This is a genomic window from Brachybacterium ginsengisoli (genome assembly GCF_002407065.1).
GTDB classification, from domain to species: Bacteria; Actinomycetota; Actinomycetes; order Actinomycetales; family Dermabacteraceae; genus Brachybacterium; species Brachybacterium ginsengisoli.
On the sequence record NZ_CP023564.1, the window covers coordinates 2132216 to 2147699 of the forward strand.

At 71.6% G+C, this 15484-nt stretch carries 15 protein-coding genes; all 15 read right to left on the minus strand.

Going from position 1 to position 15484, the window contains the following annotated elements; translation table 11 throughout:
• Positions 1–3: 3 nt before the first annotated feature.
• Complete coding sequence (gene coaBC, locus CFK41_RS09495) at positions 4–1284, minus strand: bifunctional phosphopantothenoylcysteine decarboxylase/phosphopantothenate--cysteine ligase CoaBC (protein ID WP_096799437.1); 1281 nt, start codon at positions 1282–1284, stop codon at positions 4–6.
• Between the two features lie 40 nt (positions 1285–1324).
• Positions 1325–1687, minus strand: coding sequence for a DNA-directed RNA polymerase subunit omega (rpoZ, locus tag CFK41_RS09500; RefSeq protein ID WP_096799438.1), 363 nt, complete (start codon positions 1685–1687; stop codon positions 1325–1327).
• A gap of 82 nt (positions 1688–1769) precedes the next feature.
• Positions 1770–2369, minus strand: coding sequence for a guanylate kinase (gene gmk, locus CFK41_RS09505; RefSeq protein ID WP_096799439.1), 600 nt, complete (start codon positions 2367–2369; stop codon positions 1770–1772).
• On the minus strand, positions 2366–2692 hold the full coding sequence (gene mihF, locus CFK41_RS09510) for an integration host factor, actinobacterial type (protein ID WP_096799440.1): 327 nt from the start codon (positions 2690–2692) through the stop codon (positions 2366–2368). The genes gmk and mihF overlap by 4 nt, the downstream gene beginning before the upstream one ends.
• Positions 2693–2893: 201 nt before the next feature.
• A complete protein-coding gene (pyrF, locus tag CFK41_RS09515) occupies positions 2894–3757 on the minus strand; it encodes an orotidine-5'-phosphate decarboxylase (protein ID WP_096799441.1) in 864 nt (287 codons plus the stop codon).
• Positions 3754–7107 (minus strand): carbamoyl-phosphate synthase large subunit, encoded by a 3354-nt coding sequence (gene carB / locus CFK41_RS09520; RefSeq protein ID WP_096799442.1) that lies wholly within the window; start codon positions 7105–7107, stop codon positions 3754–3756. The genes pyrF and carB overlap by 4 nt, the downstream gene beginning before the upstream one ends.
• Positions 7107–8312, minus strand: coding sequence for a glutamine-hydrolyzing carbamoyl-phosphate synthase small subunit (gene carA / locus CFK41_RS09525; RefSeq protein ID WP_096799443.1), 1206 nt, complete (start codon positions 8310–8312; stop codon positions 7107–7109). The genes carB and carA overlap by 1 nt, the downstream gene beginning before the upstream one ends.
• Positions 8309–8803 carry a PH-like domain-containing protein gene (locus CFK41_RS09530; protein ID WP_096799444.1) on the minus strand — a complete coding sequence of 165 codons (495 nt, stop codon included), beginning with the start codon at positions 8801–8803 and terminating at the stop codon, positions 8309–8311. The genes carA and CFK41_RS09530 overlap by 4 nt, the downstream gene beginning before the upstream one ends.
• Positions 8800–10128, minus strand: coding sequence for a dihydroorotase (locus tag CFK41_RS09535; protein ID WP_096799445.1), 1329 nt, complete (start codon positions 10126–10128; stop codon positions 8800–8802). The genes CFK41_RS09530 and CFK41_RS09535 overlap by 4 nt, the downstream gene beginning before the upstream one ends.
• Positions 10118–11080, minus strand: a complete 963-nt coding sequence (locus CFK41_RS09540; protein ID WP_096799446.1) for an aspartate carbamoyltransferase catalytic subunit — start codon at positions 11078–11080, stop codon at positions 10118–10120. Before CFK41_RS09540 ends, CFK41_RS09535 begins: the two co-directional genes overlap by 11 nt.
• Positions 11077–11712, minus strand: a complete 636-nt coding sequence (gene pyrR, locus CFK41_RS09545) for a bifunctional pyr operon transcriptional regulator/uracil phosphoribosyltransferase PyrR (RefSeq protein ID WP_096799447.1) — start codon at positions 11710–11712, stop codon at positions 11077–11079. Before pyrR ends, CFK41_RS09540 begins: the two co-directional genes overlap by 4 nt.
• Positions 11713–11840: 128 nt before the next feature.
• Positions 11841–12386, minus strand: a complete 546-nt coding sequence (nusB, locus tag CFK41_RS09550) for a transcription antitermination factor NusB (RefSeq protein WP_096799448.1) — start codon at positions 12384–12386, stop codon at positions 11841–11843.
• On the minus strand, positions 12383–12943 hold the full coding sequence (gene efp, locus CFK41_RS09555) for an elongation factor P (protein WP_096799449.1): 561 nt from the start codon (positions 12941–12943) through the stop codon (positions 12383–12385). The genes nusB and efp overlap by 4 nt, the downstream gene beginning before the upstream one ends.
• Positions 12944–13017: 74 nt before the next feature.
• Positions 13018–13638, minus strand: coding sequence for a MarR family transcriptional regulator (locus tag CFK41_RS09560; protein WP_096799450.1), 621 nt, complete (start codon positions 13636–13638; stop codon positions 13018–13020).
• A 215-nt stretch (positions 13639–13853) separates the two neighbouring features.
• Positions 13854–15458: an ABC-F family ATP-binding cassette domain-containing protein gene (locus CFK41_RS09565; protein ID WP_096799451.1), complete on the minus strand. Its 1605-nt coding sequence runs from the start codon at positions 15456–15458 to the stop codon at positions 13854–13856.
• Positions 15459–15484 lie beyond the last annotated feature (26 nt).

The following is a 15484-nucleotide window of genomic DNA, read 5'->3' on the forward strand; positions in this document are numbered from 1 at the left end:
TGATCAGGGTACTTCCGGCAGATGAGGGACGAGTTCGTCGAGCACGGCGTGGGCGACGAGGACCTTCGAGCCCTCGGCCCGGGCGACCTCCTCGCCCTCGTGGTCCAGGATGCGCACGGCGTTGTCGGCCGCACCGAACACGCCGCCCGTGAGGTCGTTGAAGACCAGCAGGTCCGCGCCCTTGCGGCGGGCCTTGGCCGCGGCCAGCTCGAGCGCGCTGGCGTCCTCGGAGCCGGTCTCGGCGGCGAAGCCGACGATCGCGGGACGCGCCTGACCGCTCCGGGTGCGCTCGAGCACACTGTGACGCAGGATGTCCTGCGTGCGGCGCAGCGCCAGGGAGGGCACCGTCTCGCTGTCGTCCCCGGCGGACTCGTCCTTCTTGATCTTGGACGTCGCCCGCTCGGCGGCGGTGAAGTCCGCGACGGCCGCGGCCATCACCAGGGCGTCGACCTGACCGCGGTGCTCGGCGACGAGGTCGGCGAGCTCGGCGGCGCTGCCCACGTCCAGACGCAGCGCCCCGGGCGGCGTCTCCAGCTCCACGTTCGCGGCGGCCAGTCGCACCCGGGCGCCGCGCACGAGAGCGGCATGGGCGAGGGCCCAGCCCTGCCTGCCCGAGGAATGGTTGGCGAGGAAGCGCACGGGGTCGAGCTCCTCGCGGGTCCCCCCGGCGGTGATCAGCAGCTCGCGACCGGCGAGATCACGGCGCACGGCACCGCGCTCGTCCCGGGGGGCGGAGATCGCCGCGCGGGCGGCGTCGAGGATCGCCTCGGGCTCGGGGAGACGTCCGGGTCCGGAGTCCGGCCCGGTGAGCCGCCCGACGGCGGGCTCGAGCACGGTCAGGCCGCGCTCCCGCAGCACCGCCACGTTCTCGACGGTCGAGGGGTGCTCCCACATCTCGGTGTGCATCGCCGGTGCGACGACCACGGGGGCACGGGTCACGAGTGCGGAGGCGGTGAGCAGGTCGTCGGCGCGGCCGATGCGCAGCCGGGCCATCAGGTCCGCGGTCGCCGGGGCGATGACGACCAGGTCCGCCTGCTGCCCGAAGCGGACGTGCGCGACCTTCTCGACGTCCTCGAAGACCGAGGTCAGGACCGGGTGGTGGCTCAGCGCCTCCCAGGTCGCGGCGCCCACGAACTCGAGGGAGGCGGTCGTGGGCACGACACGGACATCGGCCCCGGCACCGACAAGACCGCGCACCAGGTGCGCGGTCTTGTATGCGGCGATGCCTCCGCCGACTCCGACCAGGACGCGGGCACCCTCGAGGGTGCGCAGCTCGCTGCTCATCGGATCAGCTGCTCATCGGATCGACCGGCGCGAGCCGGGATCAGAGAGGGAAGTCGGTCGGCGGGATCTCGGGGGCGTCATCGCCGAGCAGCAGCGGGGCCGGAGCGTTCGGGTCCGGCTCGTTCTGCGCGGCGTACTCCTCCTCGTCGATCTCGCGGATCGTGAGCAGGTTCTCGTCGATCTCGCGCAGGGCGATCGAGAGCGGCTTCTCCTGGTTCTCGACATCGACCAGCGGGCCGACGAACTCGAGCAGGCCCTCGGAGAGCTGCGAGTAGTACGAGTTGATCTGACGCGCACGCTGGGACGCGTACAGCACCAGGGCGTACTTCGAGTCGACGGTCTCCAGGAGACGGTCGATCGGCGGGTTCGTGATGCCTTCGGGCTGTGCGACTGTTCCGGCCACGGATGTCCCTTCTGAGATCTGACGTGCGACGCTCCAGGATACGCCCTTCCCCGCCCGAGGGCGAGGGACAGGGCCCCTGGGCTCAGGTGAGGTCGCGCACGCCCAGCAGACCGGCCAGCTCGTCGGCCGCCCGATCCACGGTGTCGTTGACGATGGTCACGTCGAACTCGCCCTCCGCGGCGAGCTCGACCCGCGCGGTCGCCAGTCGGCGCTCGCGCTCCTCGGCGTCCTCGGTGCCGCGGCCGACCAGACGGTGCACGAGCGTGTCCCAGTCCGGCGGGGCGAGGAACACGAAGCGCGCCTCCGGCAGGGACTCTCGCACCTGCCTGGCCCCGGCCAGGTCGATCTCGAGGAGCACGGGCCGCCCCTCGGCGACCTTCTCCTCGACCGGCCCGCGCGGGGTGCCGTACTTGTTGCGGCCGTGGACCACGGCCCACTCGAGCATCTGCCCGGCCTCGATCAACGATGAGAAGTCCTCCTCGGACACGAAGCGGTAGTGCACGCCGTCGACCTCACCGGGGCGCGGAGCCCGGGTGGTCGCCGAGACGGACAGCCAGATCTCCGGGTAGCGCGCGCGGATGGCGGCGGAGACGGTCCCCTTTCCCACTGCGGTGGGACCTGCCAGAACGGTGACCGGGGCCGATGCCTTCACGGCATCGGCCCCGGTGGAGGAGTCGTTCACTCGGCGAAGTGCGCGACGAGCTTCTCCGCCTGATGCGAGCCGAGGCCGCGGATCTTGCGGGACGGGGAGATGCCGATCTCCTCCATGATCTGCTGTGCCTTGACCTTGCCGACGCCCGGAAGGGCCTCGAGCAGCGCGGAGACGCGGAGGCGACCGACGATCTCGTTGGACTCGGCCTCCTTGAGGACCTTCTTGATCTCGTCGCCGCGGTGCCCGGCGCTGTCCTTGAGGCGTGCCTTGATGGCAGCGCGCTCGCGGCGAGCCTCGGCAGCCTTCTTCAGTGCCTCGGCACGCTGCTCAGGGGTGAGGGGAGGGAGAGCCACTGTTCTTACCTCTTGTTCTCTTGCTGGTGACGTGGAGATCCGGGAGGACCTCGATGTGGGAAGAGCGTAACCCCATATCCGTGGCGGAGCGCACTTTTCGCACGCTTCTCCGCTGGTCCGGTGCGAATCGAGGTGCTCGCGCTCCCTCGCGACGGCCCGTCGGCAGGCTCCCGGAGGAGCGCCGGACGGGCCGGTCGCAGGTCAGGAGTACGCGGCCTGGAGCTCCTCGGCCCGCGCCCGCAGGGACGCCTCGTCCGGACCGGCCGCAAGGAGCCCCCGGGAGAGCGATACAAGCACGTGACCTGCGCTTTCGCCGAAGACCTCGGTGAGCTGCGCCGGCCCGGCGCCCTGCGCCCCGAAGCCCGGAGCGAGCAGCGGGACGGACGGTGCGGCGCGATCCAGGCCGAGCTCCCGGTAGGCGTCGCCGACGGTCGAGCCGACCACCAGACCGACGCTGGACCACTCCCCCGGCGCCGCCTTCCCGATCCGCTCGGCGTGTCGCGCGATCTCGAGCGCCACCGGCGTGTCGCCGGCGGTCCGGGCGTGCTGGACCTGCGGTCCGTCCGGGTTGGAGGTCAGGGCCAGCAGGAACAGTCCCTTGCCGTGCTCGGCCGCGAGCTCCGTGGCCGGATCCAGCGATCCGGTGCCCAGGAAGGGGCTGACGGTGATCGCATCGGCCTCGAGCGGAGCGCCGGGGCGCAGGTACGACTGGGCGTAGGCCTCCATCGTGGAGCCGATGTCGCCGCGCTTGGCGTCCAGGATGGTCAGCACGCCGAGCTCCCGGGCAGCCCGCAGGAGCTCCTCGAGCACGGCGATCCCGGCGGAGCCGTGGCGCTCGTAGAAGGCCGACTGCGGCTTGATCGCGGCGACCGTCCCCCGCACCGCCGCGAGGGTGGTGCGGGAGAACTCCCGCAGACCCTCCGGGGTGTCGGGCAGCGACCACGCCTCCAGCAGGGAGGCATGGGGGTCGACGCCGGCGATCACCGGGCCGTGGTCGTCCACGGCCCGATGCAGGCGCTCCCCGAAGCTCACGACCCCGGCGGTCGACCGCTCCGCGCCGCTCATGCGCCCACCCGCTCCGAGTGGACCGCGGCGAGACGCGCCGTGTGGTCCTGCAGGCTGGTCACCTCGAAGGGCTCGACGGGGCGGGCCTCGATCGCCTGCACCGCCGCCTGGAACTCCTGGAGGGTGGTGATCATCGGCACGTCCATGCTGGTGGCGGCGGCACGGATCGCGTAGCCGTCCACCCGGGCGTTGGAGCCCGAGGGGGTGTTGAGCACGAGGTCCACCTTGCCGGTCTCGATCAGCTCGATGACGCTCGCCTCGTCGCCGGGCTCGGAGGCCTTGCGCAGCACGCGGCAGGGGATGCCGTAGCGGCGCAGGACGCGGCCGGTCCCGGCGGTGGTGAGGATCTCGAAGCCCAGCGCCGCGAGGCGTGCCACGGGCAGCGGCAGCGACCGCTTGTCCCGGTCGGCGACCGAGACGAAGGCGGTGCCCGCGGTGGGCAGGCCCTGACCCGAGATCGCCAACTGCGACTTCGCGAAGGCCAGCGGGAAGGTGGAGTCCAGCCCCATCACCTCGCCGGTCGAGCGCATCTCCGGGCCGAGCACCGAGTCCACGGCGCGCCCCTCGTGGGTGCGGAACCGCTTGAAGGGCAGCACGGCCTCCTTGACGGCGATCGGCGAGTCGTCGGGCAGGTCGGCGCCGTCGCCCACGGCCGGGAGCACTCCCCCGCGACGCAGGTCCGCGATCGAGGTGCCGGCCATGAGCAGCGCCGCCGCCTGGGCGAGCGGAACGCCGGTGGCCTTGGCCACGAAGGGCACGGTGCGGGAGGCGCGGGGATTGGCCTCGAGCACGTAGAGCACGCCGTGGGAGAGGGCGTACTGGATGTTCAGCAGGCCGCGCACCCCCACGCCCTCGGCGATCGCGAGCGTCGAGGTGCGGATCCGCTCGAGCACTGCGTCGGAGAGGGTGACCGGGGGCAGCGTGCAGGCCGAGTCGCCGGAGTGGATGCCGGCCTCCTCGATGTGCTCCATGACCCCGCCGAGGTAGAGGTCGGTGCCGTCGTAGAGGGCGTCGACGTCGATCTCGATGGCGGTGTCCAGGAAGCTGTCGATGAGGATCGGCGCCTCGGCGCGGCCGCCGTCGGGCAGGTTGCGGCTCACGTAGTCGACCAGTCCTGCCTCGTCGAAGACGATCTCCATGCCGCGTCCGCCGAGCACGTAGCTCGGGCGCACCAGCACCGGGTAGCCGACCTTCGCCGCGACCTCGATCGCGTCGCCGAGCGCCCAGGCGGTGCCGTAGGGCGGCGCCGGCAGATCGGCCTCGGCCAGGAGGGCGCCGAAATGGCCCCGGTCCTCGGCGTTGTCGATGGCGGCGGGGCTGGTGCCGATGATCGGCAGACCCGCGTCCTCGAGCCGGCGCGCGAGCGCCAGCGGGGTCTGGCCGCCCAGCTGGACGATGACCCCGGCGACCGGGCCGGCCGCCTTCTCCGCCTCGTAGACCTCGACGACGTCCTCGAAGGTGAGCGGCTCGAAGTAGAGCCGGTCGGCGATGTCGTAGTCGGTCGAGACCGTCTCCGGGTTGCAGTTGATCATGACCGTCTCATAGCCGCCTCCGGGCAGCTCCGGGTTGCCGAGCGCGAGCGCGGCGTGCACGCAGGAGTAGTCGAACTCGATGCCCTGGCCGATGCGGTTGGGGCCCGAGCCGAGGATCAGGACCGCCGGGCGCTCGCGCGGCTCGACCTCGGTCTCCTGGTCATAGGTCGAGTAGTGGTACGGGGTCGCCGAGGCGAACTCCGCGGCGCAGGTGTCGACCGTCTTGAAGACCGGGTTGATGCCGAGCGCCTCGCGCACGCCCTTGACGACGTCGCCGCTGTGGCTGCTGAGGGCGCCGATCTGGTCGTCGGAGAGCCCGTGGCGCTTGGCCAGGGAGAGCAGGTCCGCGTCCAGCACCTCGCTGGCCCGGATCTCGGCGGCGATCTCGGCGACGATCAGCATCTGGTCGAGGAACCAGCGATCGATCCCCGTCGCCTCCACGATGCGATCGACCGTCTCCGACGGGTCGACGACGCCCTCGGCGGCGGACCACAGGATCCGGCCGATGTCCCCCAGCCGCTCGGCGGTGGGGCTGCGGGACGCGTCCACCAGCTCGGTGACCTCGGCGGCGGTGGGCGGCGTCCCGGTGTACGGGAGGGAGGCGCCCTTGACGTCGATGGAGCGCTGCGCCTTGCCGAGGGCCTCGGTGAAGTTGCGGCCCAGGGCCATGGCCTCGCCGACGCTCTTCATGGTGGTGGTCAGCGTCGCATCGGCGGCGGGGAACTTCTCGAAGGCGAAGCGCGGGACCTTGACGACCACGTAGTCCAGCGCGGGCTCGAAGCTCGCCGGGGTGGTGCCGGTGATGTCGTTGCGGATCTCGTCGAGCGTGTAGCCGATCGCGACGCGCGCGGCGATCTTCGCGATCGGGAAGCCCGTGGCCTTGGAGGCCAGCGCCGAGGAGCGGGAGACGCGCGGGTTCATCTCGATGACCACGATGCGGCCGGTCTCCGGATGCGTCGCGAACTGCACGTTGCAGCCGCCGGTGTCGACGCCCACCTCGCGGATGATCGCGATGCCGAGGTCGCGCAGCTCCTGCAGCTCGACGTCTGTGAGGGTCAGGGCCGGGGCCACGGTGACGGAGTCGCCGGTGTGGACGCCCACGGGGTCCACGTTCTCGATCGAGCAGATCACGACGCAGTTGTCGGCGGCGTCGCGCATCAGCTCGAGCTCGAACTCCTTCCAGCCCAGGATCGACTCCTCGAGCAGCACCTCGGAGGTCGGCGAGTAGTGCAGGCCGTCGCCGCCGATGCGGCGCAGGTCGGCCTCGTCGTAGGCGAGGCCCGAGCCGAGCCCGCCCATTGTGAAGCTGGGGCGCACCACCATCGGGTAGCCGAGCTCGTCGGCCGCCTCGAGCAGCTCGTCCATGGTGTGGCAGATCCTCGAGCGCGCGGACTCGCCGCCCACCCGCTCGACGACCTCCTTGAACAGCTGGCGGTCCTCCGCCTTGTTGATCGCGTCGAGGCTCGCGCCGATCATCTCGACGCCGAACTCCTCGAGGGTCCCGTTCTCGGCGAGGGCGATGGCGGCGTTCAGCGCCGTCTGCCCGCCGAGGGTGGGCAGGAGCGCGTCGGGGCGCTCCTTCTCGATGATGGTGCGGATGATCTGCGGATCGATCGGCTCGATGTACGTGGCATCGGCGATGTCCGGATCGGTCATGATCGTGGCCGGGTTCGAGTTGACGAGGATGACCCGCAGGCCCTCCTCGCGCAGCACGCGGCAGGCCTGGGTGCCGGAGTAGTCGAACTCCGCTGCCTGGCCGATGACGATCGGGCCGGAGCCGATGACCAGGACGGACTTGAGGTCGGGGCGACGGGGCATCAGGACTCCTTGGAGGCAGAGGCGCGGTGGGCGATCGCGATCTCGGCCAGTCGATCGAAGAGGGGCGAGGCGTCGTGCGGGCCGCCGGCCGCCTCGGGGTGGTACTGGACCGAGAACACGGGACGGTCGAGGCAGCGGAGCCCCTCGACCACGTCGTCGTTCAGGTCCACGTGCGAGACCACGACGCGGCCGTAGCGGCCGCCGTCGTGCGGGGCGACGTGCTCGCCCTCGAGGGGGACGTCGACCGCGAAGCCGTGGTTGTGGGCGGTGATCGCCACCTGCCCGGTCTCACGGTCCTGCACGGGCTGGTTGATGCCGCGGTGGCCGAACTTCAGCTTGTAGGTGTCGAAACCGAGCGCACGGCCCAGCAGCTGGTTGCCGAAGCAGATGCCGAAGAACGGCAGATCGTTGTCCAGCACGCCGCGCAGCAGCTCGACCTGGGCGGTCGCCGTCGCGGGGTCGCCCGGGCCGTTGGAGAAGAACACGGCGTCCGGCTGGATCGCGAGCAGGTCCTCGAGGGAGGTGGTCGCGGGCAGCAGGTGGACCCGCAGTCCGCGGGCGAGCATGCTGCGCGGCGAGGCGCCCTTGATGCCGAGGTCGACGGCGGCGACGGTGGCGCGCACCTCGCCCTCGGGCTCGAGCACCACCGGCTGGGCGATGGTGACCTCGTCCACGAAGCTCGCGCCGGCCATCGAGGGCTGCTCGCGGACCTGGGCCAGCAGCTGCTCCTCCGAGGTGGCCAGAGCATCGCCGGAGAAGATCCCGCCGCGCAGCGAGCCGGTCTCGCGCAGGCGCCGGGTGAGCATGCGGGTGTCGATGTCGCTGATCCCCACGACGTCGCTGCTGATCAGCAGATCGTCGAGGGTCTGCTCGGAGCGGTGGTTGGAGGCGATGCGGCTGGCGTCGCGGACGGCGTAGCCGCGCACCCACACCTTCCGCGACTCCATGTCCTGGGCGTTGGCCCCGGTGTTGCCGATGTGCGGGGCGGTCTGCACGACGATCTGCCCGGCGTAGGAGGGGTCCGAGAGGGTCTCCTGGTAGCCGGTCATCCCGGTCGTGAAGACGACCTCGCCGAGTCGGGAACCCCGGGCGCCGTAGGCGGATCCGCGCAGCACGGTGCCGTCCTCGAGGACGAGCAGCGCCTTCTCGGGGCGCACTCGGCGGCCGACGGGCCTGGTGGAAGCGGGTGCGGCAGAGGGTGTCATGCGTGCTCCTTCCGGGAGAGCAGGAGGTCGTGGTCGGAGCGCCGGGCGAGGCGCAGACCGGTGTCGAGGAGCTGGTCGCCGAGGCGCCAGCGGAGGATGAGCAGGCCGTCCCCGCCGATGAACTTCCCGGCCATGCCGGGACCGGAGGTGACCTCTGCGAGGTCGGAGGCCGAGATGGTGAGGTCGGGGGCGCCCTCGCGCTCGAGGTGCCAGGAGCCGCCGTCGCCGAGGGTCACCTGCGCCCGCGCACGCTGGCCGAGGCCGTGGGCGACGACCCGCTCGAGGGGTCGCTCGGCGAGCACCGTGTCGACGTAGACGCCGTCGACAGGCCCGTGGGAGATCCCCTCGCCGAGCTCCTCGAGGGTCTGCGCCCCCGGTGCCGGCAGGTGCTGCTGGGAGCGGCCGCGCCGCCTCCATCCCAGGACCATGGCGGTGAGGATCAGGGCGAAGAGCGCGATGAGCACCAGGACGGGGAGCGCCCGTTCGCTCATCGCTCCACCACCTGGCCGTCGCGGACCGTGGGACGCCCTGAGAGGACCGTCAGTCGGTTCGCACCGGGCAGCTCGAGGCCGGCGAAGGGCGAGTTGCGGCCGAGGGAGGCGTGCTCCGCCGGATCCGTGACCCGGACCGGGCGCGGATCCCACACCAGCAGGTTCGCCGGGGAGCCCACGGCGAGCGGCCGTCCCTGGTCCTCGTCGCGGCCGATCTCGGCAGGCTTCTCGGAGAGCACCCGCGCGACGTCGCGCCAGCTGAGGCGGCCCTCATCGACCATGGTCAGCTGCACGAGGGACAGAGCCGTCTCCAGCCCGGTCATGCCCATCGCGGCCTGATCCCACTCGCGGTCCTTGGCGTCGCGCGGGTGGGGGGCGTGGTCGGTGGCGACGATGTCGATCGTGCCGTCGGCGAGACCCTCGCGGACGGCCTCGACGTCGGCCGCGGTGCGCAGCGGCGGGTTGACCTTGAAGACGGCGTCGAACTGGCGCACGCTCTCGTCGGTCAGCAGCAGGTGGTGCGGGGTGACCTCGGCGGTCACCGCGATGCCGCGCTGCTTGGCCCAGCGGATGATGTCCACGCTGCCGGCGGTGGAGAGGTGGCACACGTGCAGTCGCGAGCCGACATGCTGGGCGAGCAGCACGTCGCGGGCGATGATCGACTCCTCGGCGACGGCCGGCCAGCCGGTGAGCCCGAGCTCGGCGGAGACGACGCCCTCGTGCATCTGGGCGCCCTCGGTGAGCCGCGGGTCCTGGGCATGCTGGGCGATGACGCCGTCGAAGGACTTCACGTACTCGAGCGCGCGGCGCATGAGCACCGGGTCGTGGACGCACTTGCCGTCGTCGCTGAACACCCGGACCTGGGCGCCCGAGTTCGCCATCGCGTCCAGCTCGGCGAGACGCTCGCCCGCGAGGCCCACGGTGACCGCGCCGACGGGGCGCACGGAGCACCAGCCGGCGGCGTCGCCGCGGCGGGCCACCTGCTCGACCACGCCGGCGGTGTCGGCGACGGGGGTGGTGTTGGCCATGGCATGCACGGCGGTGAAGCCGCCGCGGGCGGCGGCACGGGTGCCCGTCTCGACGGTCTCGGCCTCCTCGCCGCCGGGCTCGCGCAGGTGGGTGTGGAGATCCACCAGGCCGGGCAGCACGATGCAGCCCTCCGCCTCGACGATCTCCGCGTCGGCCGGCACCTCGAGCGAGGTGCCGACGGCCTCGATGCGGCCGTCGACCAGGAGCAGGTCCTGGACGTCCTCCCCGTAGGGGCGGCCGCCGCGGATCAGCAGCGGGGTGGCGGTCACGGTGGTGTCGGCGGTCTCAGTTCTCACGTGTCGCCTCCCGGGCGTCGGTGGCGAGCAGGTGGTACAGGACGGCCATGCGCACGAACACGCCGGAGGCGACCTGTTCGACGATGACGCTGCGCGGGGAGTCCGCGACGGCGCCCGCGATCTCGAAGCCCCGGTTCATGGGGCCGGGGTGCAGCACGATGGCATGCTCGGGCAGCGCGGCGGCGCGGGCCACGGTCAGGCCATAGCGGCGCGAGTACTCCCCCTCGGACGGGAAGAAGCCGCCACCGACCATCCGCTCGCGCTGCACGCGGAGCATCATCACGGCGTCCGGTCCCTCGGCGAGGGCCTCGTCGAGGTCGTAGCTGATCGCGCAGGGCCAGGCCGAGGCGCCGACGGGCACCAGGGCGGGAGGCGCCACGAGGGTGACACGGGCGCCGAGCAGGGTCAGCAGCAGCACGTTGGAGCGAGCCACCCGCGAGTGCAGGACGTCGCCGACGATCACCACATGGATCCCGTCGAGGCCGGCCAGCGGGTCACCGGGACGCAGGTGGCGGCGCAGCGTGAAGGTGTCGAGCATGGCCTGGGTCGGATGCTCGTGCGCACCGTCCCCCGCGTTGATGATCGGCTGGTCGATCCATCCCGCATGGGCGAGCAGGTGCGCCGCGCCGGAGGAGCCCGAGCGCACCACGACCGCGTCGGCGCCCATCGCCTGCAGGGTCAGCGCGGTGTCCTTGAGGGACTCACCCTTGGACAGGCTCGATCCCTTGGCGGAGAAGTTGATGACATCCGCGGAGAGGCGCTTGGCGGCGGCCTCGAAGCTGATCCGGGTGCGCGTGGAGTCCTCGAAGAAGAGGTTGACCACGGTCGCGCCCACCAGGGTGGGCAGCTTGCGGATCGACCGCGACTGGGTCTGCGCCATGTGCTCGGCGGTGGCGAGCACGGAGAGCGCCTCCTCGCGGGAGAGATCGGCGATGGAGATGAAGTGCCTCATGCGCGGGCCTCCTCTCCGGCGGAGGGCCGGACGATGTCGACGGCGTCGACCCCGTCGGTCTCGGAGAGCTGGACGTGGACGCGCTCGCTGCGCGACGTGGGGAGGTTCTTGCCCACGTGGTCCGCGCGGATCGGGAGCTCCCGATGGCCGCGGTCCACGAGCACCGCGAGGCGCACCGCGGCAGGGCGGCCGATGGCGCCGAGGGCGTCCAGCGCCGCGCGGATCGTGCGCCCGGAGTAGAGGACGTCGTCGACCAGGACCACGGTGCGGCCGTCGATCCCGGAACGCGGGATCCGCGTGGGGCTGGGGGCCCGGGTGGGGTTCGAGCGCAGGTCGTCGCGGTACATGGTGATGTCCAGCGCGCCGTACAGCTCGCTGAGGTCATCGGTGTCGGTCCTGCCCTCCGCGCGGGCGATCTGCTCGGCGAGGCGCCGTGCGAGGGGGACTCCGCGGTGCGGGATGCCCAGCAGCACCAGGTCCTCGGCGCCGTGGCCGCTCTCGAGGATCTCGTGCGCGATGCGGGTCAGCGCCCGACGGATCTCGTCCGGGCCGAGCACGCGGGAGCTGTCGGCTCCGGCGGTGGCATCGGATTCAGGGGCTGAGGAATCAGGGACTGCGTGTCGTTCGGTCATGCGGTCTTCTCCCTTCCACGCCTCACAGGACGTGTCGTTAAAGGGTCATGTGCTCAGGTGAGCTCCGGCGAGTCTACTCACCGGGTCCAGGGGCGGCCGGAGCCGACCGCCCCTCGGACAGCACCTCGTCAGGAGTGCAGTCCGTGGACGTCGACGAGCCGCTGCAGCAGCCCGTTGACGAATCGCGGGGAGTCGTCGGTCGAGAGCACCTCGGCGATCTTGGTGTACTCGCCGATGATCGCGCCGCGAGCCGGCTGGTCCTCGCCGTAGAGCACCTCGGCGGAGCCCAGGCGCAGCAGCGCACGATCCACGGCGGGCATGCGGTGCAGCGGCCAGTCGCGGGAGTGCGCGGAGAGGTCCTCGTCGATGTCGGCGGCGTGCGGGGCGTAGAGCTCCACCAGCTCCCGCGAGCGCTGGGGCAGCGGGGTCTGGGCGGCGGTGCGACGCAGGCGCTCGGCGAGCACGTCGAGCACGTCGGCGCGCTTGGCGTCGGCCTCGAAGAGGACGTCGATCGCCCGGATCCGGTCCCGGGACCGGCCATGGAGGCGGTCCGCGGCGGCCGGGATCGTCCGCTCGAACTCGACCTCGGCACCCTCACGGGTGGGGTGGGGAAGCCCGGTGGCGCGGGGGGCGGGACGCTCCCCCGCGCCGTTCTCGGCGGAGCCAGAGGTCACTTGACGCGCTCGAGGTAGTCGCCGCTGCGGGTGTCGACCTTGACCTTGTCGCCCTCGTTGAGGAAGAGCGGGACCTGGATCTCGCGGCCGGTCTCGAGGCGGGCGGGCTTGGTGCCGCCGCTGGAGCGGTCGCCCTGCAGGCCCGGCTCGGTGAACTCGATCGTCAGCACCACAGAGGTGGGCAGCTCCACGAACAGCGCCTGGCCCTCGTGGAACGCGATGACGACGTCCTGGCCCTCGAGCATGAAGTCCTTCGCGCCGCCGACGATCTCCTCGGTGACGCTGGTCTGCTCCCAGTTCGAGGTGTCCATGAACACGTACATGTCGACGTCGAGGTAGGAGAACTGCATGTCGCGGCGGTCGACCGTGGCGGTCTCGACCTTGACACCGGCGTTGAACGTCTTGTCGACGCCCTTGCCGGACATGACGTTCTTCAGCTTCGTGCGCACGAAGGCGGGTCCCTTGCCCGGCTTGACGTGCTGGAACTCGACCACGCTCCAGAGCTGCTGGTCCAGCACCAGGACCATTCCGTTCTTCAGATCGTTCGTCGTCGCCATGGGTCTCCTCGGTTGTCGTCGTGGCGGACCAAGGATAGCGTGCAGCGCCTCCTCCTCCCCTGTCCGCGCGGACCTCAGCGGGCGGACGTGAGGTCGATCATGCTCAGAAGGCGCACCGCGAGGGGGTGGGCGGCGCTCTCCTCGCGCCATCCGCTGGTCTTCACGGCCCGCGAGACCGTCTGCTGCGTGATGCCGAGACGCTCGGCGAGCTGGGCCTGGGTCGCCCCGGGATCCTCCCGCAGCGCCCGCACGGCCTGCCACTGACCACGGTTGCGGGAGCGGATCATCCAGCCGATCAGGCGCAGCACCGCTTCGGCGTCCGCGGCGGTCCCACGATGGCGGGCATCGGAGGCGCGGACGGTCAGCGGGACGGAGGAGGTGGTGCGGGAGGCGCGGACAGCCTGCTCGGCGGCGTCCATGGCGCCGCCGGCGAGCTCGCGGACCGAGCGGGGCAGAGGGCGCTGGAGAGGTCCGACGCCCACGCCCATGGCCCACTCCCCCACCTCGCGGGCGCGGAGCACCGCCTCCAGGGCATCCTCGGCGCGGCCCACCAGCGCGAGCACCTCGGGGCCGACGGTCCGCTCCGCGGGAAGGGTCTGCGGCACGGCGTCGAGGGCCTCGAGCAGCGCGGGCACCGGATCGCTCGCGTCCGGGGTGCGGCGCAGGGCCGTTCCCGAGAAGGACAGGACGAACATCGCGCCTCCACCTCGCCGTCCGCGCACCGCGCGCTCCGGCATAGAATCCACAGGATCAGCTGAAACCTGCTGTAGCGGACGTTACAGCCTGGAAGCGCCGATCGTGCAGCTCTCGGGCACGACACAGCGCTGTGCACGACGGATCCCCCGGTCCCCGCCGTCAGCGGGCGGGGGCCGGGGGATCCGACAGCGGTGCTCGAGAGCCGAGCCGCGTCTCAGGCGAGCTCGATGAGCTCCTGGTACTCGGCGTTCCAGAGATCCTCGACCGCGTCGGGCATCATCAGCACGCGCTCGGGGTTCAGTGCCGCGACCGCCCCCGGATCGTGCGAGACCAGGACCACGGCGCCCTCGAAGGCCGCGAGCGCCCCGAGGATCTCCTCACGGCTGGCGGGGTCGAGGTTGTTCGTCGGCTCGTCCAGCAGCAGCACGTTCGCGCTGGAGACCACGAGCGTCGCGAGGGCGAGACGGGTCTTCTCGCCGCCGGAGAGGACGCGGGTGGGCTTGTGGACGTCATCGCCGGTGAACAGGAAGGAGCCGAGGATCTTGCGGGCCTCGACCTCGGGCAGCTCATAGGCCGCGGTCATCATGTTCTCGAGCACCGTCCGCTCGAGATCGAGGGTCTCGTGCTCCTGCGCGTAGTAGCCGATCCGCAGACCATGGCCGGGCAGCAGCCCGCCGGTGTCCGGCTCGTCCACCCCGGCGAGGATCCTCAGCAGGGTGGTCTTGCCCGCACCGTTCAGCCCGATGATGACGACCTTCGAGCCGCGGTCGATCGCGAGATCCACGCTGGTGAAGATCTCGAGGCTGCCGTAGGACTTCGAGAGGTCCTCCGCCATCAGCGGCGTCTTCCCGCAGGGAGCGGGCTTCGGGAAGCGCAGAGAGGCGACGCGGTCCTTCTGGCGCTCCCCCTCGACGCCGTCGAGCATCCGCTCGGCCCGCTTGAGCATGTTCTGTGCGGCGACGGCCTTGGTGGCCTTCGCGCGCATCTTCTCCGCCTGGGCGGTGAGCTGCGTGGCCTTCTTCTCGGCGTTCGTACGCTCGCGCTTGCGGCGCTTCTCGTCGTCCTCGCGCTGGCGCTGGTACAGCTTCCAGCCCATGTTGTAGATGTCGATCTCCGCGCGGTTCGCGTCGAGGTAGAGGACCTTGTTCACGACGTGCTCGACCAGCTCCACGTCGTGGCTGATGATGATCAGCCCTCCGCGGTAGCCCATCAGGTACTCGCGCAGCCACACGATCGAGTCGTGGTCGAGGTGGTTGGTGGGCTCGTCCAAGATCATCGTGGACGCCTGGGAGAACAGGATCCGCGCGAGCTCCACGCGACGGCGCTGGCCGCCGGAGAGGGTGCCGAGCCCCTGCTCGAGCAGTCGGTTGGGCAGCCCCAGGTTCGCGGCCATCCGCTTCGCCTCGGCCTCCGCGGCGTAGCCGCCGGCCGCGTCGAGCTCCGCCTCGATCCGGGGATAGCGGTTCATCGCCTTCTCCCGGCGTGCCTCGGTGAGGCTCATGTCGCCCATCTCCTCCTCGGCGCGACGCAGCTTCTTGAAGATGCCGTCGAGACCGCGGGCGGAGAGGATGCGGGAGAGCACCAGCTCGGTGTCCTCCCCGGCATGGGTGTCCTGCGGGAGGTAGCCGAGCTCCCCGGCGACCTCGACGCTCCCCTCGCTGGGATCCAGGGTGCCCGAGAGCACCTTGGTCAGGGTGGTCTTGCCGGCGCCGTTGCGACCCACCAGCCCCACCCGGTCACCGTCGGTGATCTGGAAGGAGACTCCGCTCATCAGGAGCCGGGCGCCGACTCGGATGGCGAGGTCGTGCACGGTGATCACGGGCGGGCTCCTGTTCAGCGGGGACT

What these genes read in the sequence shown, in the direction of transcription:
- carB (WP_096799442.1), bottom strand. Translation starts at nt 7,107, where the DNA reads ATGCCCCGTCGCCCCGACCTCAAGTCCGTCCTGGTCATCGGCTCCGGC.
- efp (WP_096799449.1), bottom strand. Translation starts at nt 12,943, where the DNA reads ATGGCGACGACGAACGATCTGAAGAACGGAATGGTCCTGGTGCTGGAC.
- carA (WP_096799443.1), bottom strand. Translation starts at nt 8,312, where the DNA reads ATGACACCCTCTGCCGCACCCGCTTCCACCAGGCCCGTCGGCCGCCGA.
- CFK41_RS09540 (WP_096799446.1), bottom strand. Translation starts at nt 11,080, where the DNA reads ATGAGGCACTTCATCTCCATCGCCGATCTCTCCCGCGAGGAGGCGCTC.
- coaBC (WP_096799437.1), bottom strand. Translation starts at nt 1,284, where the DNA reads ATGAGCAGCGAGCTGCGCACCCTCGAGGGTGCCCGCGTCCTGGTCGGA.
- pyrR (WP_096799447.1), bottom strand. Translation starts at nt 11,712, where the DNA reads ATGACCGAACGACACGCAGTCCCTGATTCCTCAGCCCCTGAATCCGAT.
- CFK41_RS09560 (WP_096799450.1), bottom strand. Translation starts at nt 13,638, where the DNA reads ATGTTCGTCCTGTCCTTCTCGGGAACGGCCCTGCGCCGCACCCCGGAC.
- pyrF (WP_096799441.1), bottom strand. Translation starts at nt 3,757, where the DNA reads ATGAGCGGCGCGGAGCGGTCGACCGCCGGGGTCGTGAGCTTCGGGGAG.
- CFK41_RS09530 (WP_096799444.1), bottom strand. Translation starts at nt 8,803, where the DNA reads ATGAGCGAACGGGCGCTCCCCGTCCTGGTGCTCATCGCGCTCTTCGCC.